General features: G+C 65.4%; 25 protein-coding genes. 13 read left to right on the plus strand and 12 right to left on the minus strand.

The features are described from left to right. The first annotated feature begins 12 nt into the window (after positions 1-12). On the plus strand, positions 13-417 hold the full coding sequence (locus tag ACVWZM_RS43670; RefSeq protein WP_210262558.1) for a cupin domain-containing protein: 405 nt from the start codon (positions 13-15) through the stop codon (positions 415-417). A gap of 51 nt (positions 418-468) precedes the next feature. Here the strand turns inward: ACVWZM_RS43670 and ACVWZM_RS43675 are convergent, their stop codons facing one another. Then, the gene (locus tag ACVWZM_RS43675) at positions 469-1,986 is read right to left on the minus strand and encodes an MFS transporter (protein ID WP_456856359.1); all 1,518 of its coding nucleotides are present in this window, start codon (positions 1,984-1,986) and stop codon (positions 469-471) included. Positions 1,987-2,200: 214 nt separating this feature from the next. Between ACVWZM_RS43675 and ACVWZM_RS43680 the strand changes: the two genes are divergently transcribed. After that, the gene (locus ACVWZM_RS43680) at positions 2,201-3,109 is read left to right on the plus strand and encodes a LysR family transcriptional regulator (protein ID WP_456856360.1); all 909 of its coding nucleotides are present in this window, start codon (positions 2,201-2,203) and stop codon (positions 3,107-3,109) included. A 181-nt stretch (positions 3,110-3,290) separates the two neighbouring features. On the opposite strand, the gene ACVWZM_RS43685 is transcribed toward ACVWZM_RS43680, so the two are convergent. Beyond that, on the minus strand, positions 3,291-4,202 hold the full coding sequence (locus ACVWZM_RS43685; RefSeq protein WP_456856362.1) for a LysR family transcriptional regulator: 912 nt from the start codon (positions 4,200-4,202) through the stop codon (positions 3,291-3,293). A 124-nt stretch (positions 4,203-4,326) separates the two neighbouring features. On the opposite strand from ACVWZM_RS43685, the gene ACVWZM_RS43690 reads away from it, so the two are divergent. Continuing rightward, positions 4,327-5,766 carry an MFS transporter gene (locus ACVWZM_RS43690; RefSeq protein WP_456856363.1) on the plus strand — a complete coding sequence of 480 codons (1,440 nt, stop codon included), beginning with the start codon at positions 4,327-4,329 and terminating at the stop codon, positions 5,764-5,766. A 20-nt stretch (positions 5,767-5,786) separates the two neighbouring features. On the opposite strand, the gene ACVWZM_RS43695 is transcribed toward ACVWZM_RS43690, so the two are convergent. Together ACVWZM_RS43695 and ACVWZM_RS43700 are read right to left on the minus strand one after the other, a co-directional pair. Further along, positions 5,787-6,980, minus strand: coding sequence for an MFS transporter (locus tag ACVWZM_RS43695; protein WP_253587071.1), 1,194 nt, complete (start codon positions 6,978-6,980; stop codon positions 5,787-5,789). Next, positions 6,977-7,759, minus strand: a complete 783-nt coding sequence (locus tag ACVWZM_RS43700) for a GNAT family N-acetyltransferase (RefSeq protein ID WP_253587072.1) — start codon at positions 7,757-7,759, stop codon at positions 6,977-6,979. Before ACVWZM_RS43700 ends, ACVWZM_RS43695 begins: the two co-directional genes overlap by 4 nt. A gap of 103 nt (positions 7,760-7,862) precedes the next feature. On the opposite strand from ACVWZM_RS43700, the gene ACVWZM_RS43705 reads away from it, so the two are divergent. Then, positions 7,863-8,762, plus strand: coding sequence for a LysR family transcriptional regulator (locus ACVWZM_RS43705; protein ID WP_456856365.1), 900 nt, complete (start codon positions 7,863-7,865; stop codon positions 8,760-8,762). 129 nt (positions 8,763-8,891) lie between these two features. Here ACVWZM_RS43705 and ACVWZM_RS43710 read toward each other — a convergent pair whose 3' ends face one another. Then, positions 8,892-9,689 (minus strand): DUF899 domain-containing protein, encoded by a 798-nt coding sequence (locus ACVWZM_RS43710; RefSeq protein ID WP_456856367.1) that lies wholly within the window; start codon positions 9,687-9,689, stop codon positions 8,892-8,894. A 217-nt stretch (positions 9,690-9,906) separates the two neighbouring features. On the opposite strand from ACVWZM_RS43710, the gene ACVWZM_RS43715 reads away from it, so the two are divergent. The 8 genes from ACVWZM_RS43715 (at position 9,907) to ACVWZM_RS43750 (ending at position 16,459) form a co-directional block, all read left to right on the plus strand. Continuing rightward, entirely contained in the window at positions 9,907-10,416 is a 510-nt protein-coding gene (locus ACVWZM_RS43715) for a MarR family winged helix-turn-helix transcriptional regulator (protein ID WP_456856369.1), read from the plus strand. After that, complete coding sequence (locus ACVWZM_RS43720) at positions 10,413-11,273, plus strand: DMT family transporter (protein ID WP_253587076.1); 861 nt, start codon at positions 10,413-10,415, stop codon at positions 11,271-11,273. Before ACVWZM_RS43715 ends, ACVWZM_RS43720 begins: the two co-directional genes overlap by 4 nt. Positions 11,274-11,434: 161 nt before the next feature. Beyond that, on the plus strand, positions 11,435-11,575 hold the full coding sequence (locus ACVWZM_RS43725) for a hypothetical protein (protein WP_253587077.1): 141 nt from the start codon (positions 11,435-11,437) through the stop codon (positions 11,573-11,575). 246 nt (positions 11,576-11,821) lie between these two features. After that, a complete protein-coding gene (locus tag ACVWZM_RS43730) occupies positions 11,822-13,534 on the plus strand; it encodes a hypothetical protein (protein WP_456856372.1) in 1,713 nt (570 codons plus the stop codon). A gap of 91 nt (positions 13,535-13,625) precedes the next feature. Then, complete coding sequence (locus tag ACVWZM_RS43735; RefSeq protein ID WP_057019801.1) at positions 13,626-14,093, plus strand: carboxymuconolactone decarboxylase family protein; 468 nt, start codon at positions 13,626-13,628, stop codon at positions 14,091-14,093. A 59-nt stretch (positions 14,094-14,152) separates the two neighbouring features. Continuing rightward, complete coding sequence (locus tag ACVWZM_RS43740) at positions 14,153-14,947, plus strand: sigma-70 family RNA polymerase sigma factor (RefSeq protein WP_143271150.1); 795 nt, start codon at positions 14,153-14,155, stop codon at positions 14,945-14,947. Between the two features lie 72 nt (positions 14,948-15,019). Next, positions 15,020-15,892 (plus strand): bifunctional helix-turn-helix transcriptional regulator/GNAT family N-acetyltransferase, encoded by an 873-nt coding sequence (locus ACVWZM_RS43745; protein ID WP_141342111.1) that lies wholly within the window; start codon positions 15,020-15,022, stop codon positions 15,890-15,892. Between the two features lie 69 nt (positions 15,893-15,961). Beyond that, positions 15,962-16,459: a peptide deformylase gene (locus ACVWZM_RS43750; protein ID WP_057020041.1), complete on the plus strand. Its 498-nt coding sequence runs from the start codon at positions 15,962-15,964 to the stop codon at positions 16,457-16,459. A 125-nt stretch (positions 16,460-16,584) separates the two neighbouring features. Here ACVWZM_RS43750 and ACVWZM_RS43755 read toward each other — a convergent pair whose 3' ends face one another. The 6 genes from ACVWZM_RS43755 to ACVWZM_RS43780 form a co-directional block, all read right to left on the minus strand. Continuing rightward, the gene (locus ACVWZM_RS43755; RefSeq protein ID WP_456784684.1) at positions 16,585-17,847 is read right to left on the minus strand and encodes a serine hydrolase domain-containing protein; all 1,263 of its coding nucleotides are present in this window, start codon (positions 17,845-17,847) and stop codon (positions 16,585-16,587) included. Between the two features lie 188 nt (positions 17,848-18,035). Next, complete coding sequence (locus tag ACVWZM_RS43760) at positions 18,036-18,509, minus strand: VOC family protein (RefSeq protein ID WP_253608996.1); 474 nt, start codon at positions 18,507-18,509, stop codon at positions 18,036-18,038. Between the two features lie 114 nt (positions 18,510-18,623). Next, a complete protein-coding gene (locus ACVWZM_RS43765; protein WP_456856374.1) occupies positions 18,624-19,748 on the minus strand; it encodes an MFS transporter in 1,125 nt (374 codons plus the stop codon). Positions 19,749-19,795: 47 nt separating this feature from the next. Beyond that, positions 19,796-20,830, minus strand: coding sequence for an adenosine deaminase (locus ACVWZM_RS43770; RefSeq protein WP_229190650.1), 1,035 nt, complete (start codon positions 20,828-20,830; stop codon positions 19,796-19,798). 175 nt (positions 20,831-21,005) lie between these two features. Continuing rightward, complete coding sequence (locus tag ACVWZM_RS43775; protein WP_076831778.1) at positions 21,006-21,542, minus strand: helix-turn-helix domain-containing protein; 537 nt, start codon at positions 21,540-21,542, stop codon at positions 21,006-21,008. Positions 21,543-21,956: 414 nt separating this feature from the next. After that, a complete protein-coding gene (locus ACVWZM_RS43780; RefSeq protein WP_456827749.1) occupies positions 21,957-22,793 on the minus strand; it encodes an IS5 family transposase in 837 nt (278 codons plus the stop codon). Between the two features lie 107 nt (positions 22,794-22,900). On the opposite strand from ACVWZM_RS43780, the gene ACVWZM_RS43785 reads away from it, so the two are divergent. Then, positions 22,901-23,554, plus strand: coding sequence for a glutathione S-transferase family protein (locus tag ACVWZM_RS43785; protein WP_456856376.1), 654 nt, complete (start codon positions 22,901-22,903; stop codon positions 23,552-23,554). Positions 23,555-23,634: 80 nt separating this feature from the next. Here ACVWZM_RS43785 and ACVWZM_RS43790 read toward each other — a convergent pair whose 3' ends face one another. After that, positions 23,635-24,810: a serine hydrolase domain-containing protein gene (locus ACVWZM_RS43790; RefSeq protein ID WP_456856378.1), complete on the minus strand. Its 1,176-nt coding sequence runs from the start codon at positions 24,808-24,810 to the stop codon at positions 23,635-23,637. Positions 24,811-25,072: the final 262 nt, after the last annotated feature.

The raw sequence follows: 25,072 nt of genomic DNA on the forward strand, positions 1-25,072 counted from the left end.
ACCAGCAAGCTGATGAAGGCAACGCGCCTGCTCGCAAGGACGGCCTTGTTCACCGCAAGCCTCCTGACCATACCGAGCGCACAGGCGCAGCAACCGGCCGGTTTCACGCGAACCGACCTGCAGCGCCACGACCTCAGCGTCGGCGGACGTGAAGCCGTGCAGGTGCGGGTCGACATCGCGCCGGGCAAGGCCTTCGGCCGCCACACGCATCCGGGCAAAGAAATCATCTACGTGCTCGCCGGCCCCCTCGAATACGACGTCGACGGCAGGCCGCCGGCGAGGCTGAAGGCCGGCGACGTGCTGTTCATTCCCGCCGGCACGGTCCATGCGGCGAGGAATGTCGGCGACGTCACCGCCAGCGAGCTTGCGACTTACATCGTCGAGAAGGACAAGCCGCTGCTGACCCTCGTGAAGTGACCGGTACCGCCTGCCCGCCCCGGCGCCTGGGCAGGCACGGCGACATCGTGTTCACTTCGTGCCGTGAGCCTCGGCCTGCCGCACCGGCCGCGCATTGAAGATCAGGAAGCTGAGCGCGGCCATGATCCACACCCCGATGCCGCCATAGAGCATCACCCAGCCGAAGCCGCTCGCGAGTGCCTGATGCACGACCGGGCCGGTCAGCTCCGGCGCGGCTGCGACGTCGCCGGCCGCGATCCGCTCGCCGATCGCGCGAAGTTGCGCGCCGTCCAGCGCCGGTAGTACCGCCTTCAGATGCGCCAACACGCCGCTTGCCAGGATGAAGCCCATCAGCGCGATGTTGACCGAAAGCGAAACCATCCGCGCGCTCATGTCGATGCCCGAGGCCATGCCGGCGCGGTCGCTCGAGACCGAGCCGGTCGTCGTGTTGGTGACCGGCGTGTTGGTGATGCCGAGGCCAATTCCGGCGAGCAGGCAGCCGGGCAGCATCGTCAGCCAGTCCGGCTGCGCGGCGGCGCTGGCGAATTTCAACAGCATGAATCCGGCGCCGATCGTGAACAGCCCCACCGGAATGATCAGTCCGGGCTGATAGCGCAGCGACAGTCGTTCGGCGAACGGCGGCATCACCAGCGTCGGCAGCGTGTAGGCCAACAAGGCAAGTCCCGCGGACACGCTGTCATAGCCGAGGCCTGCATGAAACCAGATCGGCAGATAGATCATGAAAGGCCAGTAGCTGAGGTTCATCGCCGCCGAGCCGACGATCGAACCGGAGAAAGCCGGGATCCGAAAGACAGAAAAGTCGAACATCGGCCGCCGGCTGATTCTCTCGGCAACCAGGAACGCGGCGAAGCTCGCCGCGGAGACGCCGAGGATCGCAAGCCCCTTCAAGCTGACGAAGCCGAGATCCGGCCCCTGCGTGATGTAGAAGGCGAGGCAGAACACCGCGACCGACATCGTCACGATACCGGCGACGTCGAGGCTGCTGGCCTTTGGGTCCCTCGATTCATGCACACCGCCGATCGTGAGCACGAACGCCGCGGCCGCGAACAGCACGTGGACGAGGAACACCCACTCCCAGCTCAGCACCGCGACAACGGCGCCGCCGATGATCGGGCCGAAGCCGAGGCCGATGCCGAAGATGACGCCCCACCAGCCCCAGGCGACGGCGCGCACCCGGCCGCCCTGGAATTCGTGCGAGAGCACGGCGATCTGGCAGATCAAGAGCGCGCCGCCGCTGAGGCCCTGCAGGAACCGGGCGAAGATCAGCATTTCGACGCTCGAGGCAATGCCGCAGATCAGCGAGGTGATGCCGAACGCCGCGATCGCGACCAGGAAGATGCGCTTGCGTCCATAGCGGTCCGCGACCGTCCCGATCGCCATCAGCACCGTGGTGACCGCGATCGTGTAGGCGTTCATGATCCATTGCAGCGCCTTGAAGTCGGCATGCAGCACTCGCTCCAGCGTCGGCAGGATCGCGGGGATGCTGGAAATCTCTAATCCGAACATCAGGCAGGCAAGGCATACGGCAGACAGCACGACAGCGCCGCGGCGGCTCAGTTCAGTAGACATGATCAGGCCCTTTGTTGTGGCAAGCCAACGGCATACCGCACGCTGTTGCCAGGGTGCTGGCAGCAGCCTCGGTCGATCGACTCACGATGTATTGAGGCAGCAGCGGCAGGAATCGGGTGGCCACGGCGCTTCACAACGCAAAGCTAGTCATGGCTTGAGCATTGGTGAATTGGATGACTAGATATTTCAGAGACAACAAATCCGGATGACTGACATGACCACGCTCGACGTCGACACCGTGAAGACATTCGTGACCATCGCCGACCTCAAGAGCTTTACGCGCGCCGCCGAAACACTCGGCACCACGCAGGGCGCGATCAGCGTCAAGTTGAAGCGGCTGGAAAGCCAGCTCGGCCACAGGCTGATCGAACGGACACCGCGCCTGGTGCGCCTGTCGGCGCAGGGCGCAGCTTTCCTCGCCCCCGCGCAGGAATTGCTCGCCGCGCATGATCGCGCCGTCGCGGCGTTGTCGCCCGTGCGCCCGCGTCGCTTCTCGCTCGGCATTGCCACCCATGTCGGAGGCGCGGAGGTCCCGACCTTGCTGGCGCGGCTGCACGCGCACGACCCGGCGCTCACCATCGAAGTCCGGCTCGAGGATTCCCGCGACCTGCTCGACGCCTTCGATCGCGGCGAGATCGATGCCGCCATCATCCGCCGCGAGGACGACCGCCGCGACGGCGAGATGCTGGTGACGGATCACTATGGCTGGTTCGCCACGCCGGACTTCGTCCATCGCGCCGGCGAGCCGCTGCGGCTCGCCGCTTCCTCGCCGTCCTGCGGCGTGCTCAACATCGCGACGCGCGCGCTGGCGGCCGCGAACATCCCGTGGACGGAAAGCTTCCTGGGCTGTGGGTCCTTTGCTGTCGCCGATGCGGTCGCCGCAGGCCTCGCTACGTCGGTGTTCTCGCGCCGGCTCGCCCCGGCCGGGACGATCGAGGTCAGCGGGCGGCTCGGCCTGCCTGCCCTGCCGCCGTCCGAGATCATGCTGCTGTCGGCGCTGTCAGATGCAAAATCACGCGCGGTGCTGAAGACGATCGTTGGTGCCTTTCGCGAGCATCATCGGATGCCTGCCAATCGCGCGGCAGAGGAAATCCATACCGTCACGGAAGTTGTCGGCTCCTGAACGATCTGTGCGCCGGCCGGCTATTGTGCTGAATGCGAACTTCGTGCGATTTCGCGGCAGCCACTTTCACGAACTTCGCATTCACAAAGCACACTAGAATCATAAGTTTGCTAGTGTCCTTATCGAATCCGAAGTTCGCTCCGAAGGTGCGGCAAATGATGCGAACTTCGGATTCGGGACACTAGCGGCGCGCGCTTCCGGCGCGCTTTCCCTCGAACAGCGCACGCTCCGAGGCGAGCGCCCTGGCGAGAAAATCGAGCGTCGCGCGGATGCGCGCGGTGCGCTTGAGATCGTCATGGGTCAATAGCCACAGCGCCGAGCGCGGCTCCGCGAGTGCTTTCGGCGTCAGGCGGCGCAGCGTGGGCGCGAGATCGCCGACATAGCAGGGCAGCAGGGCAAGCCCCAGTCCCGCCGCAGCAGCATCGCGCAGCGCCGGAAGCGCATCGACCCGGCAGGTGATCCGCACCGAACGCACGTTCTCGCGCATCCAGCCGGCGATGACGGTCCCCGCCAGCGCATCGTCGAGCCCGATCCAGTCGTGCACCGACAAATCCCCGTCGGCGCGGCGGGCGAGATACGGGCGCGATCCGTACACCGCATGGGCAATATCGGCAATGCGCCGTCCGACCAGCAGTTCGGATGGCGCCGGTATCGGCCGGATCGCGATCTCGGCCTCGCGGCGCGTCAGGTTCGCCATCGCATTCGAGATGATGATCTCCGGCTGGATGTCCGGATGCGCGGCGCGCATCGCCGGCAGATGCCGCATCAGCACCGCGCCAAGCGTGTCCGTCGTCGTGATCCGCACCGGCCCCGACGGCCTGAGGTCCTGCCCCGCCAGCTTGCGCTCGAGCGCAAGCACTTCGTCCTCGAGCCGGGCTGCCGACGCCGCCGCGATCTCGCCCGCCGGCGTCGGCGCGTAGCCGTCGCGGAAGCGCTCGAACAGCCGCGTTCCGCTCGCATCCTCGATCGTGCCGAGGCGACGAAACACGGTGGAATGCGTGACGCCGAGCCGGCGCGCCGCCCCCGAGAGGCTGCCTTCCCGCGCGACCGCGAGGACAAGCCGAAGGTCGTTCCAGTCGATGACGCTGTGCATTTTTGCAAACTCACTTCGCAGGGCTGGATAATATCTTATCACCAACGGACAGGCCATCTTCCCCGACGTTCAACCGACGGCCCCCCTCGTGAGGGCGCCGTCGATTGCCGAGAGGAGTTGGCAGGTGACGAGCGAGACCACCGAGACGTTGCAATTGCACGGCGCGCGGCCGGCGACGATCGACCCGCGGCGATGGCTGGCGCTGCCGGTGCTGCTCACCGGCGCCTTCCTGCCGATCCTCGATTTCAATGTCGTCAACCTGGCGCTGCCGGTCATTCGCGACAATCTCGGCGCCAGCCCGAGCGAGGTGCAGTTCGTGATCTCGGCCTATGCCGCGACCTACGCCGTCTTCCTGATCACCGGCGGCAGGCTCGGCGACCTCCTGGGGCGGCGGCGGATGTTCCTGGCCGGCGTCGCTGGCTTCACGATCGCATCCGTGCTGTGCGGCATCGCGTGGTCACCGGCCATGCTGGTCGCCGGACGGATCCTGCAGGGCCTCACCGCCACCGTGATGGCGCCGCAGGTGCTTGCCTCGATCCGCGTGCTGTTTCCGGCGGCCGAACAGGGCCGCGCGCTTGGCTTCTATGGCGCGACCTTCGGCCTTGCCAATATCTGCGGCCAGCTGCTGGGCGGCGTGCTCGTCTCGGCACATCCGTTCGGACTGGCCTGGCAGGCGATCTTCCTGATCAACGTGCCGATCGGCCTCGCCGCCTTCGTCGGCGGCCTGCTGTTCTTGACCGACTCGCGCGCCGCACACGCGCAGCGGCTCGACGTCGGCGGCGTCATCCTGCTGTCGCTCACGCTCGGCCTTCTGGTCTATCCGCTGATCGAGGGCCGGGAATCCGGCTGGCCTATCTGGATCGTCGCGATGCTGCTGGCCTCTCCGCTGATGCTCGCCGCTTTCGTCCGCTTCGAGGCGCGCCTCGAAGCCCGTGGCGGCGATCCGCTGGTCGCGCCGCATCTGCTGCGCAACAGCGATTTCGTGATCGGGCTGGTGATGGCGCTCGCCTTCTACATGCTGTCGTCGTTCTATTTGACCTTCGCGGTCTACCTGCAAAGTGGCCTGCACCAATCTCCGTTGGAGGCCGGCCTTGCCACCCTGCCCTTTGCCGCCGGCTTCTTCGTCAGCTCGCTGGTATCATCGCTGGTGATGCAATGGCTCGGTGCCCGCGCGCTGACGCTGGGCTTTGCGCTCCAGATTGTCGGCTTCGGTGTTGTGATGCTGTCGGTCGGCGGTGCGCTTCCGCAAAGCCTCGAATTCGGCCTGATCTGCGGCGGGCTTGGCTTCGGCACCGTGATGCCCTCGGTGATCAAGGCCGTGATCGGCAGCATCGATCCGCGCCATGCCGGGCTGGCATCGGGCATGATGATCTCGACCTTCCAGATCGGCGCCGCACTCGGCGTCGCGATCATCGGCGGCGTCTTCTACAGCCTGCTCGGGCCGCATCCACAGGCCGACGATTACGCGCACGCCTTCACGGTCGCGCTCGGCTGCAATGTCGCGCTACTGGCGCTCGGCGGCTGGCTGTCGCTGTGGCTGCCGGGCGAGCCGGCGGCGGGTTGAGATCGACACCGCCGACGGGGCTATTGCTTCGCGGCCGCGAGCGGCGGCGGAAACAGCAGCTTGAGCAGGATGGCGGCAAGCAGCGTCACCAGGGCGAGACCGGTGGAGAGATAGAGCGCGCTCGCATCGCCGAACCGGTCGATCACGATTGCATAGATCAGCGGCGCCGCCGCCGGCAGGATGAAGCTCGGGACAATGAGCCGGCCGACCAGCGTGCCATAGCTGCGATGATCGAACAGGATGAGCGGCAGCGTTCCCCTGGTGATGGTCAGAATGCCGTTGCAGGCGCCGTAGAGCAGCGCAAACGCAATCCCCATCTCCCGCGCTGATCCGCTGAACAGGCCGGCGATGAAGGAGAGCGGCATGATCAGGCAGGCCATCAGATTGAGCCCGAGCGGATCGATCCGTCCGCCGAACAGAACTTCGCAGAGACGCGCGGCGGATTGTCCGATCCCCCGCAGCGTTGCGATCCACACCGCAACGGTGACGGTGAGTCCGAGGCCGGTGAGCACCGCGATCATGTGCGCCGACATGCCGGCGTTCAAAAAGTTCGCGCCGGTCATGATCACGGCATAGAGCCCGCTCGCCGCCGCAAGCTGCCGTCGCCCCACCGCGCGCGGTTGCCTCGATGCCACCGCAGCAGCGCCCGGCACGCCGGCAAATCGCTGGTTCGGAATCAGCAGATGCAGCGGGATCGTCAATAGCGCAATGCCGGCACAGGCCAGCACCGCGATGCGCCAGCCGAAATGGTCTGAGAGCGCATGGCCGAGCGGCCAGAACACGGTGGCGGCCAAGCCACCAAGCAAGGTGATCCCGGACATCGCACGGCGCGCCTCCGGCCCGCCGATCCGGGCCAGCGCCGCGAAGGCGGCATCGTACAGCGTCAGCCGCATGCCGAGGCCAAGAACGATCCAGGATGCGAAATAGCTGCCGATCTGGTGCGAGAGCGCGAGACCCGCGCAGCCGAGCGCGTTGATCACCGCCCCCGCGACCATGACCTGCCGGCCGCCGCTTTTGTCCACCCACCTGCCCGCAAGGGGCGACGTCACGCCCATCACCAAGAGCGCCGCGGCAAATCCGCCGTAGACGATGTCGCGGCTCCAGCCGAGATCCGCGGCGATCTGCTCGCCGAACCCGCCGATCAGATAGTAGGTCGCGCCCCACGAGATCAGTTGAGCCAGCCCGAGGGCAATCACGACCCGGCGTGCGATCACCGGGCCGTTTCCCTGTCTGACGGAAGCGTGGAAGCGCCCGGCCCCAGCGGCCGCTGCATCAGCACGGTGTCGACCCATTGCCCGAGCTTGAAGCCCACCGACCTCAGCGTCCCCACCATCTCGAAGCCCATGCGACGGTGCAGCGCGATCGATCCGGCGTTGCCGCTGTTACCGATCACGGCGATCATTTGCCGCCAGGGTCCCGCCTCCGACCGTTCGATCAGCGCCCGCAGCAGCGCCGCACCGACGCGGCGGCCACGCAGGGCTTCCGACACGTAGACCGAGTCTTCAATGGTGTTGCGATAGGCCGGCCGTGGCCGGTACGCCGTCGCGTAGGAGTAGCCGGCCACCCGTCCGTCGATATCGGCCACGAGATACGGCAGCCCCGCGGCCAGCACGGCGGCACGGCGCCCGAGCATCTCGTCGAGTGTCGGTGGCACTTCCTCGAAGGTCGCCAGCCCGTTGAGCACGTGGTGCGCGTAGATGCGCTGCACCTCCGCCATGTCGACCTCTGTGGCGTCGCGGATCACGGTGTCTTCGTTGTCTCTCATCCTTGCCTCGTCTAGCGGCATCATGCCCGTGCTTCGACGGCGCGTCGGTGCACGCTGCGGGCACCACGGGCTCATCTCGACATCGCTGCGCGACAGTCCGACATCCGCCAGCAGGCGATCATCGAGCTCGCGCAGCGCCTGCCGGCGGCGGATGCGCGAATGCGGCGAGACCGCAAGATAGCGCCCCAGCTCGACGATGACACCGCCAATGGACTTGAGGGCGGACAATGCCTGCTCCCGGTCTGCCGAAGCCGTCGCTTGCCGGACTATGCGCCCCGGCGTTATATAAGTGAAGCTTTGACAGCTTATGCACGGCATAAGAGATACTTTGATGAAAAACCTCAACCTCGATTATCTCGAAAGCTTCGCAGTCGTGATCGACTGCGGCAGCTTCTCGGCGGCAGCCGAGCGGCTGCAACTCACGCAGCCCGCGGTGAGCCTGCAGGTGCGCCAGCTCGAGCGCAGCCTGAATGCGACGTTGATCGAGCGGGTCGGACGCAAGGCCAGACCGACCGCCGCCGGCGTCGCGCTGCTCTCCCATGCGCATCAGATCAATGCGGCGGTGGCGTCGGCGGTCGACGCCGTTGCACAGCAGACGACCGGAACGGCAGGCCGCGTGCGGCTCGGCACCGGTGCGACCGCCTGCATCTTCCTGCTGCCGCCGATCCTGAAGGAGCTGCGCGCCGCGCTGCCCTCGCTGGAGATCACCGTCACGACCGGCAACACCGCGGAGATCGCCCGGGCGGTCGAGGACAACACCATCGACATCGCGCTTGTCACGCTGCCGGTGTCGGGGCGCAGCTTCGAGATCACGCCGGTCGTGAACGACGAGTTCGTGCTGATCGCGCCCCGCGACATGCCACTGCCGGCGCGGATCACGCCGGAGGTGCTTGCGACCAGGCCGGTGCTGCTGTTCGAGCCGGGCGGCAACACCAGGCGCACCGCGGACGAATGGCTGGCCCGCGGCGGCGTGTCCTTGAAGCCGTTGATGTCGCTCGGCAGCGTCGAGGCGATCAAGGAGATGGTGCGCGCCGGGCTGGGCTGTGCGGTGCTGCCCGGCATGGCCGTCTCCGCCAGGACCAAGCAGCGCGACCTGGTCGTCCGGTCGCTGTCACCAAAGCTCTACCGCCGGCTCGCGGTGGTGATCCGCCGCGACAAGCGCCTCGATCGCGGGCTGCGGCAGACCTTGTCAGCGCTGAAGGCACTCTCGGCCAAGGACAATGGCCGCTAGAGCGTCGAGCGAGGCGGACGCCGGTCCGCGTCAAGAAAGCAGGCAAGACAAGAAGCGGGAGCTTCGGTTCTGATCCAATCAAAACCGAAGCCCTCGGAAGCACGCCGCGCGTTCTCCCCGTTCTACCCCTTACGTCGCCTTGCGCTCCTGCTCCGCGATCTTGCGGAACGCGGCCTCGCCGGCATCGGTCACCGCCGCCCATTTTGCGTTCGGCGTGGCCTCGGCTTCGTAATTGTCGTGCCAGTTCCACCATTTGTAGGTCGGGCCCTGCGGATAACCCTTCGGCGAGTCCTCCCAGAGTTCCTGGCGGCCGAGCGGCGTGATGTCGAGATAGCTCCACACCGTACCCATCGCCTCGTCGCCGCGGCTGTTGACGAAATAGGTGCGGAAGATCCGCTCGCCGTCGCGGATGAAGACGTTGTGGCCGTGCCACTCGGCAACGCCGAAGTCGGTGTCAAAACTGTCGGTGATCGTGTACCATGGCATGTCCCACTCCATCCGCGCCTTCAGCCGCGCGATGTCCGCCTGCGGCGCGCGCGAGGCGTAAGCCAGCGTGGTGTCGCGCTGGTTCAGATGGGAGAGATGACTGACCTGATCGGCGCCGAGCGAACAGCCGCGGCAGCCATGGTCCGGCCAGCCGAACACGCCGGGCTCGAAGAAGGCGCGGTAGATGATGAGCTGCCGGCGGCCCTCGAACAGGTCTAGCAGGCTCGCCTTGCCGTTCGGTCCTTCGAAGACATACGGCTTCTCGACGGCCATCCAGGGCATCCGCCGCCGCTCCGCCGCAAGCGCGTCGCGTGCCCGCACCTGGGCCTTTTCCTTCACCAGCATCTCCAGGCGCGCCGCCTCCCACGCCTCCCGTGACACCACCGGCGGCGTCTGCATCGCTGCCAGTCCGCCACGACCGTTTTCAGCTGATTTATTCATGATGGTCTCTCCATCTCCGATTTGGACGAACTCCGCTCCCCGAGCGCGGTTCCAGCGCCGGCGACCGTTCGTCATTGGCCATGCCGCAATCTGGCTCGGCAGCGCTAGCGAGCGGGAGTGACAAGTGTGTCGGGATTTTTCGCGCAGGTGGTCAGACCGCATCACCATATTTGTGATATGCTTGCACTTTGCAACTAACTATGCGAACCTCGCCGGCATGAAGCAAAGCGCTGCCCCTGCGTCCGATGATGGCCTCAAGCTAAGCGCCTGGCTGCCTTACCGCCTGTTCCTGGTCACAGCGCAGGTCGCCCGCCCGCTCGAGCGCTTCTACGGCGAGACGTTCGGATTGAGCCAGGCGGGCTGGCGCATCCTCGCCGTCATCGCCGAGCGCGACGCGGCCAACGCCTCCGAGATCGGTCGCGCCTGCGCGCTCGATCCGTTCGCGGTCAGCCGCGGCATCGGCCAGCTCACAGAGCTCGGCTTCGCGGTGCGACGCTCCGGCAAGTCCGACCGGCGCTTCGCCGCCGTCAGCATCACCCGCAGCGGCCGGGCCGCATTCAACCGGATCGCCGCACTCGGCAACGCGATCGAAGCGCGGCTGCTGGCGCGGCTGTCGGAGAGCGAACGCGCCACGCTCGATTCCGCCCTCACCCGGCTTGAGGGAGAAAGCGCGCGGATCGACGCCGGCGGCTGGCGCGCACTGCGCGATGACGCCGGCGCGCCATGACGGCCCTGCTGTTCGCAGTGACCGCGCTGCTCTGGGGCGGCGGCGCGCTGGCAACGGCGATGCAGGCCGGCGTGACGCCCGCGCCGTGGTCGGTCGCGCTGCGCATGGTGCTCGCGGGCGTCATCCTGCTCGGCTACGGCCGGATGCGCGGCGTGACGCTCTCGATCCCGCGCAAGGATCGGCCGGCGGTCGCGTTGCAGGGCCTGCTGTTCTTCGCCATTGCCTTCATCGCCTTCTATGAGGCATCCGCACGCATGCCGAGCGGGCTTGCCGCGCTCGTGCTGTCGACATCGTCGCTGTTCGCGGCCGTGATCGCGCGTGCCGTGCTCGGTGTGCCGATCTCTTCCGGATTCGTGTGGGGCGCGCTGTGCGGCGTTCTCGGCCTCGCGATCATCTTCCTGCCCGGCGTCGCCGCGCATGGCGCCGCGCCGCTTGCGGGATTCGCCTGGGCGCTCACTGCGGCCATCGCAACCGGCGCCGGGACAACGGTCGGTGCGCGCAACCAGCGCGCCGGACTGCCTGTCGTCTCCGTGCTCGGCTGGGGCGCGTTCGTCGGCGCGACAGCGAGCGCGCTGTGGGCCGTCGCGACGGGCACGCCGTTTGCGGCCGACATCTCGCCCTCCTACGTGACGAGCTTCCTCTATCTTGCGATTGCCGCGTCCTGCATCACCTTCATGCTCTATTTCGAGCTGGTGCGTCGGCTCGGTCCTGGCCGCGCGGCCTATACGCTTGCGCTGGTGCCGCTCGTCGCGCTCGTGCTGTCGGCGCTGTTCGAACACCTCGCGCTGGGTTGGCCGGTGCTCGCCGGCGCCGTCGCGATCCTCGCCGGCAACGTCCTGGTGCTGGCGCGCGATTGACCGGCTCGTCGGCGCACGCAAGGAGGCATGCGGCAAGTTGTCCCCGCCGGCGATCGCCGGCCGGTCAACCTCTTATTTCCCGATCGCATTAATCGGACGTTGTCCGGCTCGCATATAAAGAAGCAACCCGGGCCGACGAGGCGGCTTCGCAGGGTTACCCGATGGTGAATTCCATCCGCAAAATCGGCAACACCGAGTACTTCGCAATCCAGGCCGACGGCCAGGATGACTGGATCATGCGTCCTGCCCTCGGCCAGCGGCCCGCGCGGAATGCCGGGCTGCTGCTGGATGGCATCGCCTGATTCTTCAACACCGACGCGGGATTCATCTTCTATGATCTCGCGCGTCGCCAACTCGTCGATCGGCTGCAAACGCCCTGGGCGCGCGGCCACGACGGAAAGGACGCGCGCGACGATTATCTGAGTTACGGATTTCTCCAGAGCAAGGATGGCCGGTTAGTCTATCTCCTGCTTTATCACGCCGCGAACGCGACTGACCTGCATGTCATCGACCTCGAGCGCAGGGCGATCGTCCGCTCGGTTCTGGACATGCCGAGCGGCAACTCGCTGTGTCCGCCGGTTCTGGACCAGGCTGGCCGGATTCTGGTTTCCGCGTTCCGGCACGACAACGGAATCGTTGCACTGTTGCTGCGCATCGATCCGCAGACGGGCCATCACGATGTGTCGAGCTGCGAGGGATCGCGGGCGAGGTCGTTCCTGATCCGCTCGAGCCCGTGCGGCCGCTATTGGCTGCGCGCCGACAATTCCCGGCTCCCCATGATTACCGAGGAGAGCTCGCTCGTCTCCCGGTTGCTGGGCAGAGACACCACGGCGCGGCGGGAGTATTTCAGCTTTGCCGTCGAGATATGGCAGGCCTTTCCGCTGCGGCGGCTGCACTCCGTCGCGCCGATGTGGATGCAGGCGGAAGGGTTGCCCGACACGGCCCAGCTCGACCTCGACAGACGGAAGCAGGGATTGCCGCCTCGGCGAGGCGAGATCTACCGCAAGGTGTCGCAGTTACTCGATCGCGAAGCCACGCTTACGACCAACCAGATCAACGCGAAATCGCATCCCGATCTGTGGCCGGATCCGAACGGCCACTACGCCAATGTCAGCAGCAATCTCCGCGACTTCGAACTCTCCGAGCGCGACGTGATCGGCTGGCAGGGCGATAGCCAGGCTTTCTGGTTGAAGCGGCATGACTTCGTCGCCTGCGTCGGTGTGGACGGGACGGTTTCGCCCAAGATCATGCTGGAGCGGTTCGGGATGGACGACCGTCCCTGGCTGGCGCACGCCCGCGGCTGGTCGAAGGCGACGCCCATGCCCGACCGGCGTCTCGATATGCGGTTCGCGGAGGGGATGGTGACGGTCTCCGGCGCGCCGTGCGATCCGGTACACCGCGTCCGGGCGGTGCCCGTAACCGAGGATCATTTCAGGCCCGCGCCACCCGAGCCGCACGAAGAAGACAAGGATGCCGCGCTCGCCAAGAAGGCCGAGATGCTCGCCAAGCGGTTCAGCACCTACACCGTCGATCTCGCCTCGATGAGCGAGCCCGATTGTATCGCGGCCATCGATGCACTCACGGCGCAAATCGGCCCCGATATCAATGAGCGCCCTCACGACAACCACCTGCAGGCAGTGTTCCGTTGCGATGGCAAGCGGCTCAACGAGAAGAAGTTCTTCTCGCATGTTGCGAAGCACTGCCCCGGCGCCGCACCTGCGATCCGAAGGCTGATCGACGCGGTATGCACGCACATCGGACCGCATGCCAACGCCTGGTACGATCCTTACGGAGACGAGATTCCGACCGCGCTGTTCGGCTACGCCGCGTGGTGCCTCGCGCGCCTGGACAAAACGAGCAACGATGTCCTGCTGCGCTACTACGGGCTGGTCGATACCGACCACGAGAACTTCTTTTTCGAGAAGATCGCTCCGTTGATGCTGGAGAACGCAGGCGACGCGAGTCCTCGCCTGGAGCTCGCGGAGCAATTCTATTTCGGCGACCTCGGCAATGCCATCGATCACGCCGCGCTCTGGCGAATGGCGAAGATGGCCGAGCATGCGGCGAGCCTGATGACGGCGAAGCAGTATGCGGCGCGATTGCTGGCGCGCGCAGCCGCGACCTCCGCCGCGCGATCGAAGTCGGAGTTCGGGGATTATTGTTTCGACAATCTCGCGCGGTTCCTGACGGATCCTTCGCGATGGGAAACAGAGCTGCTGCAAGAACTCCGCCAGGCGGCGAGCGATCTCGCGCCCCAATAGCGCCGCGGCAGATGAAAATATCACGCCGGCATGTCACATTCGCCGTTCCTCGTTCGTCATGATGTCGTCAACCAACCCAGGGAAACCGACCATGACTGTCAGACTTGATCCGCTCGCCGCCGCCCCCAAGATCATGAAGATCTGGTTCGACGCGTCGGTCGCGATCTCCTCCAGCCTCGAGCCGAAGCTCGCCGAGCTCGTGAAGATTCGCGCCTCGGAGATCAACGGCTGCGCCAATTGCATCAATTTGCACACGACATTCGCCCGCGATGAGGGTGAGACCGAGCAGCGCATCTACCTGCTGTCGGCCTGGCGCGAAGCGCCCTGCTACACCGATCGCGAGCGCGCCGCGCTCGGCTGGACCGAAGCCCTGACTCGGATCTGCGAGCAGCACACCCATGTCGCGGCCTACGAGGCGCTGAAGGCGCATTTCACGCCGGAGGAGCAGGTCAAGGTGACCTTGCTGATCAACATCATCAACGGCTGGAACCGGATCGCGGTCGGCTTTGGCGGCTTCGTCGATCCGCACGTGATCAAGGCCAGGATGGCCGCGGCGTGACCGCGGAAACGGCACGAGACGACGCAGCGGCTGACTTCGCGCCGCTGCGTCCCGGGCTGATGCGCGTCGCCTATCGCATGCTCGGCTCGGTGGCCGATGCCGAGGACATGGTGCAGGAGGCGTTCATCCGCTGGATGAAGGCCGACCGCAGCGAGGTGCGCGAGACGGAGGCGTTCCTGCGCCGCACGGTGACGCGGCTCTGCCTCGATCAGCTCAAATCCGCGCGCCGCCAGCGCGAGACCTATGTCGGCCCGTGGCTTCCGGATCCCGTCGTCGAGGAGCAGGACGATGACGTCACCCTGCCGCTGATGCTGGCGCTGGAGCGGCTGTCGCCGCTGGAGCGCGCGGCCTTCCTGCTGCACGACGTGTTCGGACTTGGCTTCGACGAGGTCGCGGCAACCATCCAGCGAACGCCGGCGACCTGCCGTCAGCTCGCCGGCCGCGCGCGCAACCATATCCGCGAGGCGCGCCCGCGCTTCCAGATCGAGAAGCAGCGCGGCATCGCGCTCGCCGAGGCCTTCTTCGCGGCATCGCGCAGCGGCGACATGAAGGCGCTCGGTGCCATGCTGGCGGCCGATGTCAGCGTGCATGCCGACGGCGGCGGCAAGCGTCCGGCAGCGAACAAGCCGATCCTCGGCTTCGATGCCGTGATGCGCTTGCATGAATCGCTGGCGGCGCATTTCCGCAACCACAGCTCGCACCTGGTTCGCACCGGCTTCATCAACGGATTGCCCGGCTTCATCACGCTCGAGACCGACGGCGAGCTGTCGACCACCGCGCTCGACATCGAGGACGGCAAGGTCGTGGCGATCTATCTGGTGAGGAACCCGGACAAGTTGCGGCATCTGCACTAGGCGGCATGGCTTCATTCGGTCTGGATCGCCGGCCGATTGACGCGGCGACGATATCTGACTAAAGTCAGATATATGCTCGACCCCGTGTCCCGCGTCCGTCGCTTCAACCGTGCCGTGACCTCCGCCGTCGGCGCGCTCGACACCTCGTTCCTCGGGCGCGGCCGGCCGCTCGGCGCGGCGCGCGTGCTGAACGCGATCGGACACGGCCGCGCCGATGTCGGCGAGATCAGGGATTATCTCGGGCTCGATTCCGGCCTGATGAGCCGCCTGCTGCGCAGCCTCGAGGACGAAGGCCTGATCGAGACCACGGCGCATGGCGACGATGCGCGCCGCCGCATCGCACGGCTGACGGCGGCGGGTAGGCGCGAGTTCAACGCCTATGAGGCGATCTCCAACCGGCAGGCCAAGGACTTTCTCACCCACCACAGCCAACGCGAGGCGCTGCTGGCGGCGATGGACCTGATCGCATCGGCGCTCGGCCGCGACGGCACCGCCCTCGATGAGATGGATCCGCGCAGCGACGAGGCGCGCTACTGCCTCGGCGAATATTACGCCGAACTGGCGCGGCGATTCGAGAAAGGCTTTGACGTCAAGCTGTCGCGCGACCCTGAGGCCAAGGATATGGTGCGGCCGCGCGGCAGCTTCATCGTGGCGATGTCGGACGGCCTGCCGATCGGCTGCGTCGGGCTGAAGGGCAGCGGCGGCGAGTTCGCCGAGATCAAGCGGCTCTGGGTCGCACCTGGCGCGCGCAGCCTCGGCCTTGGCCGCCGCCTGATGGACGCAGCCGAGCAGGCCGCACGCGAGCTCGGCATCGCGGTGTTGCGGCTCGACACCAACAGCGCGCTGCCGGAAGCCGGCCAGCTCTATCGCAGGACGGGCTGGACCGAGATCCCGCGCTTCAACGACGACCCCTACCCCGATCTGTTCTTCGAAAAGCATCTCTGAACGGCGCGCGCACGCGGTGCCCGGGATCAGCATGTTGTCCGGCGCGATGCACTGGCCTAAGACACGGGCATGACCATTCGCCCCATCGTGCGCTATCCCGATCCGCGCCTTGCACTGCCGGCCGAGCCGGTGACCATGTTCGACGAGGCGCTGCGCGAACTGGCGCAGGACCTGCTCGAGACCATGCGCGCGGCGCCCGGCATCGGCATCACCGCGCCGCATATCGGCGTATCCCTGCGCGTCGTGGTGCTCGAGTTCGATGCCAGCGAGGGCGCGCGGACCTATGTCAATCCGGAGATCATCCGGACCTCGCCCGAGATAATCCTGCACAAGGAAGGCAGCGTCTCGATGCCCGGGGTCAACGACGAGGTCGAGCGTCACGCCCGCGTCCGCATCCGCTATCAGGATCTCGACGGAAACATGCAGACCGAAGAGTCCGACGGCCTGCGCGCCGTGTGCCATCAGCACGAGATCGATCAGCTCGACGGCGTGTTCTGGATCAGGCGGCTGTCCCGCATCAAGCGGGAGCGCCTGATCAAGCGCTTCGACAAAATCTCGCGGACGTGATCGTAGCCCCGCATGAGCGAAGCGACATGCGGGACAAGCCGCGATCAGCAGACGGAAAGGCCCCGGATATCGCTGCGCTCATCCGGGCTACGCGTCTTGCGCGAGCGAACCAACCTGCCTTCGTCCTACCCTCCCGCCATCAAATCCTTGGCCAGCGCCATGTAAGCCGGCAGCGTCACAGGGTCGTTGGCGGCGTTGCCGGCGGCCGGGTGCGAGGCGTAGCGCGCGATCACTATCTCGGCCTTCGGATCGATATAGAGGCCCTGGCCATAAACGCCGCGCGCCATGAAGGCGCCGTGCGCATTGTGCGTCACCCACCATTGATTGCGGTAGGACGCTCCCGGCAGTGTGGTGTAGCCGGCAGGCTTGAATTTCTCGGGATCGCCGCCGCGCGCGATGTCCTCGACCACTTGGGACGGTACGATTTGGCGGCCGTTGAAGCGGCCATGATTACGGATCGTCTCGCCGAAGCGGGCGAGATCGCGCAGCGTCGTCGACAATCCGCCGCCGCCGCTTTCGGTGCCGATGCGGTCAACGTGATAATGCGCATCCTCCTCGGCGCCCATCGGGGCCCAGATCCGCTCGGAGAGCAGGTCCGATAAGGTCATGCCGCTGGCACGGCGGCAGATCCAGGCCAGCACGTCGGTGTTGACGGTCTTGTAGGCGAACGCCTTGCCGTGCTCACCCTGCTTCTGCTGCGCGCAGAGGAAATCGAAAATATTGGTCGCGCCCTCATAGCCCGGCTCGATCGGCGCCATGCCGTTGGCACGCCGCAGCCCCCACACGTCGGAATTCTTGTCGGTATAGACCTCGGTGTATTTGAGGCCGGTGGTCATATCCATCGCCTCGTGCACGCGGGCATCGCCGAACGCGCTTGCCTTCAGCTCCGGCACGTAATCGGTGATCGGCGCCTGCGGATCGATCTTGCCCTCGGCGATCAGGATGCCGGCGAGCGTGCCGGTGAACGATTTGGTCACCGACATCGCGATATGCGGCTTGTGCGGCCTCAACGCGCCGAAATAGCGCTCATAGATCAGCTTGCCCCGGTGCAGCACGGCGATGCCGTCGGCATAGGTTTCCTCGAGCATGCGCGCGAAGGTCATCGGGCGGCCGTCCATCGTCACCGATGCCGACGCGCCGATATCATGGTCTTCGCGCGGCAACACCGACGCCGGCCCTGCCCCGCGCCAGACATTCACGGTCGGCACCAGCTGGCGGATGTTGCTCCAGGCCCAGCGCAATTCGGGGAAGCTGCGGAACGAGCCGTTCTGGAAGGTGATGGTCCTGTCCTGCGGCGGCGGAAAGCCCTGCATCCAGCCAAGCGTCTGCGGATCGGATTCGGCGGCGGTGAGATTTTGCTGTTGATTGGCGGCGGCTGCGACGGACATCAGGGCTGGCTCCAGAGCTGCGAATGCGAATTTCGTATCACGCGACAGCACCAGGCACATCCCGCGTTTGCGCCGGGGTGATCGTCGCGGCGAGCGCACGCGGCAACGTGAATGGCCGCGCGCGGCACATACCGGCTCGATCGGACACCCGACTATCGAGCCCGGGCCAAATCATTCCGGCACGCGGATTACCCCGCCGCCGCGCGCTCGATCGCGGCGATGTCGATGTTCTTCATCGTCATCATGGCCTCCATCGCGCGCTTGCCGGCGGCGCGGTCGGCGCTGTTGACGAGCTCAAGCAGCCGCCGCGGCGTGATCTGCCAGGCAAAGCCCCAGCGATCCCGGCACCAGCCGCACGGCAACTCCTTGCCGCCGTTGGAAGTGACCGCATTCCAGTAGCGGTCGGTCTCCTCCTGGCTGTCGGTGAGCACCATGAAACTGACCGCCTCGTTCGGCACGTAGTTCGAGCCGCCGTTCAGCCCGACGAAGCGGCGGCCGAGCACGGTGAACTCGACCGTGAGTTCCTCGCCCTGCCCGATGCCCGGTATCGGAGATTGATGGCCTGCGCCGACATGGCTGTCGGGAAACGTCGCAGCATAAAACTCCGCCGCTTCGCGCGCCCGGCCCTGATCGAACCAGAGGCATGTGACGAGATCGGTCATGGCAGTCTCCTTCCAGGGATCATCGAGCAGAATGGAGAGGGAATAATCCGTGATTATGGTCCTGGTTCGACGCGGCGCAGGCTTTCGTTCCACAACGTGTTTCGCCATCGCGGATCATGTTTCGCCACTTCGGCTCACGCGCATGATCAACAGCGGCACGATGACGATCACTCCCGCCATCAGCATCACTCCGGATAGATCCGAGAGATTCAGCATCCGGGCACCAAGAATGGCTCCGACGCCGATCGCCCAATTGATGACCGCGGAGTGGACCGCGGCCGCGGACATCGCCATGGAACCGGCCGCGCGTAAGATCCAAGTCTGGAGGCCCGCGAACAGCGCCGCGACGGCGGCGCCCCAGACGACGAGCAAGGTAACAACCGCGCCGGCCCCCAGTTGCGGGCCAAACCATCCAAGCCCGACAAGCGCGCCCGCGAGGGCCAGCAGTCCCCACGTGATGACAGATGTCATGAAGCGATCGATCAGAACGCCGGTCAGGATGTTGCCGACAAATCCTGCTCCGCCAAAACCGAACAGCATCACACCGATCATGAAGGGCGGCACATCCGCGATCTCGCCGAGGAAGGGTTCGATGAACGTATAGGCTGCGAAATTCGCTGCCGCCATGAACGCCGTTACGGAATAGATTCTCCGCAGGTCCTGTCGGCGCACCACCGCTGCCAGCGCTTGCCATCCCGCCGGCGATCCGGCCCGGAGCCGCGGAAGAACGCCGACCATCAGGGCGGACGTGCACAATCCGACCCCGCCGATCACGCCGAAAGCCGCGCGCCATCCGTTGTTCTGTCCGATGAGGTTGACGAGCGGCACGCCGATGACGGTTGCCATCGAGATTCCGCCGAACACGATCGCTGTCGCAACACCCATGCGATGAGACGGCGCGATCTGCGTTGCGATCGCGGCCGCCATCGCCCAGAAGAAACCGTGAACGACAGCACCGACCGCGCGCGCCAACAACAACCCCGTGAAACCGTCGGAGAGCATTGCCGCAAGATTGGTCGCAGACAACACCAGCATCAGAACAACGAGCAGCGGTTTGCGGGGAAAACGTTGCAGCAGAACGGCGGACAACAGACCGCTTGCAGCGCCGATCCAGGCATAGAGCGTGACCGTGAGCCCGACCGCGGCCTGGTCTCGACCAAGATCGAGGGCGATTTGGGACAACAGCCCGACCGGCGCGAACTCGCTCGTGACCATCGTGAACGAAGCAACGCCGAGCACGATGACGGCGAGCCAGACGCGGAGCCCGGGACTGGAAGTGTCAGTCGTCATGCAGGTGACCGGTGTGAACGGGGCGGCCTGATTTCCCGGATGACGCGCCGATAGTCCTGACGTCGCCTTTCATCCACGAACGCAGCCTTGAGGCTGTTGTCGGCGAGGCTCAATTGCTCCTCGGCAGTCAGGCCCAACGCCGCTGCTGCACGGACGAAATTCTCGTTGACGTGACCTCCGAAATACGCGGGGTCGTCGGAGTTGACCGTGACGCAGAGGCCGGCGTGGAGCAGCCGGCGCAGATTGTGACGTTGGAGATCGGGGAAGATCCGCAGCGCCACATTCGACAACGGGCACACCGTGAGCGGCGTCCCCTCGTCGGCAAGCCGCCGCATCAGTGCCGGATCGGCCTCGCATTGGACGCCGTGATCGATGCGGTCGACGCGTAGCCTGTCGATCGCTTCGGTCACGTAAACCGGCGGCCCTTCCTCACCGGCATGCGCGGTCGTCTTCCAGCCAAGCGCGCGGGCGCGGGCGAAGACCTGGTCGAAGGGTCCGGGCGGGTAGCCTTTTTCCGGTCCACCAAGTCCGAGGGCCAGCACGCCGTCGCGCCAGCGGCGCGCTGCCTCGATGGCGGCGAAGGCCTCTTCAACAGGCTTATGCCGGCGAACGCACAGGATCACGCCTCCGGTGATATCGCGTTGTAACCGCGCGTCTGCATAAGCGGCGCTGATGCCGTCCATGACAGCATCGAACGGCACGCCGCGCTCGGTATGGTCGGCAGGGGTGACGTAGATTTCCGCATGAACGACGTTGTCTTCCCGCGCGCGGGTCAGGTACGCGCGTGCCAGCTCATAGAAGTCGCGCTCCGTCCGAAGCACGGTCAGACCAGCCCAGTAGATCTCCAAAAACGACTGGAGATCGGAGAAGCGATACGCCGAGAGGATATCGGTCATCGAGCGGTACGGGATCGCCACGTCGTTCCGGCGGGCAAAATCGAGCAGCATGCCCGGCTCCAGCGTTCCCTCGACATGCACGTGAAGCTCGGCCTTCGGAACGGCCTTGATGTCAAACAAGGGAACGGAATTCATTGAACGCGATCTCTGGCCTCGGCGTGTTCCGCTTCAGAGCTTTTTCCCGCGCGTCCAACCGGATGCGCGTGCCGAAGCTCGTCCGCCGTACGAGCCCGACCTAGCAGCCTTTGTCGAAAGGTCGCCACGCATAAAATATGCGGGCGTTATCCGGCTGAGGCAGCCTCCCCGTGCATTAGGCAATGGTGGTGACCAGCCGCGCGGGGGCACCGTCGGCGAGCATGATGCGCTCCCACAGCATGCGTCCCGGAAGGATCACGAGATCCGCATCGGAGTTCGGACCCGTATTGACCTCGAGCGAGCTGAGCTGCCCGTCATACCAGCCGAGATCATTGAGGGCGATGTCAGCCGCGAGGATTTCCGGAGAGGCATAGACACGTAGCGATTTGCCCAGGAACTCGGATAAGCCGGTTCGCCATTCGGCCTGCCTGGGCGCCGACGCGGCAAGCAGCCGATGCGTCAGGTCGCACACCAGATGGACCTTGCGCGTCGAGGATTCGACGAGACGCTTCAGAGCGGCATCTTGGGCCGGCTCGAACGGACCCATGAGCAATCGGCGCGCCGAGATCCACTGGGTTTCCGACAGATCGAGAATGCCGCGCTCCCAGCGCGACACGGTCGCCTGATCCACACCCATCAATTCAGCGAGGTAGCTTTGCTTCATCTGACGAAGCAATCGCATTCGTCGCAATCCGCGGCCTTGATCACCCATCAACATTCACCCAACTTTGTTCTGCAACTCGTGGCGCTAGGTCAGCGAAGATATACCCCGCGGACACCGCTACCAGGAACGGCTGCGGCGCAAACTCCGCAGCCGTGCGCGCCTGGCGCTGGTCGAACCACAGGCATGTCACGAGCCCGGCCACGGCAGCCTTTCCTTTTTCGCATAGGGTGGTTGGCGAAACCGCACACCGCCATCACGATCGCAAAGCCTGTCCGGATCGGCCAATTCGGCCGCTATCGCGGCGATGACTGCCATTGAGCAGCGAAATCCGGGGTTCTCGCCTTTGGCAGGACCGGCCCCGGATCTCGCTGCGCTACATCCGGGCTACGCTTGGCCAAACGATTCCGGAATCAGCTGTCGGGGCGCGCGCCGCCCGCTCGTCCTCAGAGTCTGACTCATAAATCACCCAACCTTAGCTGCAGCCGCGAGTCTGCGGGTCAGGAGCCTGATGTGTGCAATCAGCAGCCAGGCAGCTTCGGTTGCCGCCGTCGCCTCGAAGTCCTTGGCGAGGCAGCGGCATCTGCCGAACCAAGCGAATGTGCGTTCAACTACCCACCGCCTCGGCAGAAGCTGGAAGCCTTTGACGCCTTGAGGCCGCTCGACGATCTCGACAGTCCATGGACCGCAGTCTGAGAGCGCGTCGAGGAGTTGATTTCCGCGGTAGATCCGGTCGGCAAAGACGTGGCGCAGCCGGGGGAAGTTCATCCGCACGTTCTTCAGCAGCGGTACGGCGCCATGGCAGTCCTGAACGTTGGCCGGATGAACATGAACCCCAAGGAGGAGGCCATTGGTATCCGTCACGATATGCCGCTTGCGGCCGTAGATGCGCTTGCCTGCATCGTAGCCGCGCGGTCCGCCAGCTTGCGTGGTTGGCGCACTTTGACTGTCGATCACGGCTGCCGTCGGCTTCGGTGTCCGTCCAAGCTTTTTTCGCGCCCGTCGGACAAGCACGCTGACAATCCTCTGCCACCGGCCTGTATCCCGCCATCTATAAAAATAGCCCTGCACCGTCGAATAGGGCGGGAACTCCTGCGGCAACGCCCGCCACTGGCAGCCGGTCGAAACGATATAGAGGATCGCTTCGATCACACGACGCAGCTCCGTCTTACGCGGCCGGCCGCGCCGGTTCGCTCGCGGCAACAGGCGTCTGATCACCGCCCACTCCGCATCGGTCATATCGCTTGCATAACGCAGATCGTCCCGCCGATATTGCTCCCGAGTGATCTTGGTCCAGGGCATCGTGCTCTCCCTCGAATCTTTGCAAATCCGATGGAATCACACCCCACTGAGATCACTCACCCATTTTTCAGTCAGGCTCTCAGGACGCAAGGACATGGAGAGAAACGATGACGCCCATCATTACCGCCTTCGAACGGTCGCCCGATGGCGGCAAGGGATTGGCGCGCGATACGCGCGTTCGCTGGGCGCTGGAAGAAACGGGCCAGCCTTACGAGGTTCGCCTTGTTTCGTTCCAGGCGATGAAGGAACCCGCGCATCTGGCGCTGCATCCCTTCGGCCAGATTCCGACCTATGAGGAAGGTGATCTGGCGCTGTTCGAGACAGGCTCGATCGTGCTCCATATCGCCGAGCGTCATGCCGGCCTGCTGCCCGGCGATGCCAATGCCCGCGCCCGCGCGATCACCTGGATGTTTGCCGCGGTCAACACGGTGGAACCGCCGATCCTCGAACTCATGACCGCCAGGATTCTGGAGAGCGACAAGCCCTGGACCAAAGACCGCCTGCCGCTGGTCATGGATCGCATCCGCGACCGGCTGAAGCAACTCTCCCCCCGCCTCGGCAAGGCCGACTGGCTCGACGGCGCGTTCAGCGCGGGCGACCTGATGATGGTGTCGGTGCTGCTCAGGCTGAGAGCATCGGGCATTCTCGAAGAATATCCGGGCCTGTCCGCCTATGTCGCCCGCGGCGAAGCGCGGCCGGCTTACCAGCGCGCTTTCGAGGCTCAGCTGGCGGTCAACACGGGTAAGCGACTGACCGGCTGAGGTTGGCGACAACAGGGACAGCGCCCTTGCGCGGACGGCAAAGCCCCCGGACATCGCTGCACTCGTCCGGGCCAGGTTTGCTAGTCGAATGGATCGTGTTCCGGCAGCGGTTCGGTCAGTTCGAAGCCTGGATGAAGCTGCGAAATAATCTCCAGTGCGGTGCGGCCGGGTGCGATCCCCGCGGGGTGCACGCCCGACGCATCGAAATACTGGTTGCTCAGCACCGCGACACCGCATTGCAGTTCCGGCACGACGATCACGACCGCTTCGAATCCGCCTCTGCTCGTCGCGCCGTTCTTTGTGAAAACGGTATGGCCCTGCGTGTCCGTGGTGAGCTGCCAGGCGAGGCCCATGGTGACGCTGGTCTTCTCCCCGCAGATGGGGAATGTCCCCCGGTTCTGCTGCGTCAGTGCGATCTGCGACCCGAGCGGCCCCTTCGGCGCCGCGATCTGCGCCGCAAGGAACTTGATCATGTCGTCGCCGGTGGTCTTCAGATCAAAGGCCGTGCCGCCGGTCGGCGTGTTGCGGTCGAAGACGATCGGATATGGCGGCTCGGAGCTCTTGCTCCAATGCCCGATACATCCCTGCGCGATCTTCCACGACGAATTGAGCACCGCTCCGGTCTGCTTCATGCCGAGCGGACCGGTGATGTATTCGGCCAAAATTTCGTTGTAGTTATGGCCCTTGTCTTTCGCAAACATCTGCGTGACCGCAAAGCCCAGGGTCACGAAGCCGATGTTGGAATACTGCCAGCAGCCCTGCGGCGGCGTATCATATTGATTCCACCAGTTGATGAGTTCACTGGAGGGCGGCTCGTCCGCAAACAGCTGCTCGCTGTAGCCAGTCAAGCCGTCCCCCGGCTGCTCCGGCATGCCGGAGGTATGGGTGGCGAATTGCACGAGCTGGATGGCGTCCAGCACCGGCGTTCCCACCGCGTTCGCGCTGAAGAGGTTCAGATAAGGGCCGATGGTATCGTCAAGAGAAGGCCCACCCGCCTTGACCGCCACCGCCAGCAATGTGCTGGTGAACACCTTGGTCACCGATCCGATCTCGAACACCGTGTCGGTCGTGACACTGAATGGCGCGGGCGAAGAGCCGGCCACGCCTGACAGTCCCTTGGGGTAGGCGTAGCCCTTGGTGCCGAACGACTTTTCGTCATAGACCGCGATGCAGCAGCCAGGGGCGTTGCTGATGCCGAGATATTTTTCGGCCGCCTGTTGAACGATCTGTGCCGGACTTGTCGTCGCCTCGATCATCTGGTCGCTCATTTCGCCCTCCTGCCGGTGAAGATGCACCATGTTGACCCTTGGTTGCATCCTCTCATACAACGTCGTTCAGAGCGAGTGAAATCACCGTGACTATTTGTTTCAAGTTCGCTCGGTGGAGCGTTCGCGCGGAAAAACAGCGTCGTCAGACGCCGGCTTGCGCCGACTTCCCGGCAGTCGCGAAGAGTCTCGCGGGAAATCGGCGCCGGGTTAGCCGAACGCGTAACCTGCCGCCTCGCGCGTGGCTTCAAGA

It is taken from the genome of Bradyrhizobium sp. USDA 4501 (assembly GCF_054062115.1).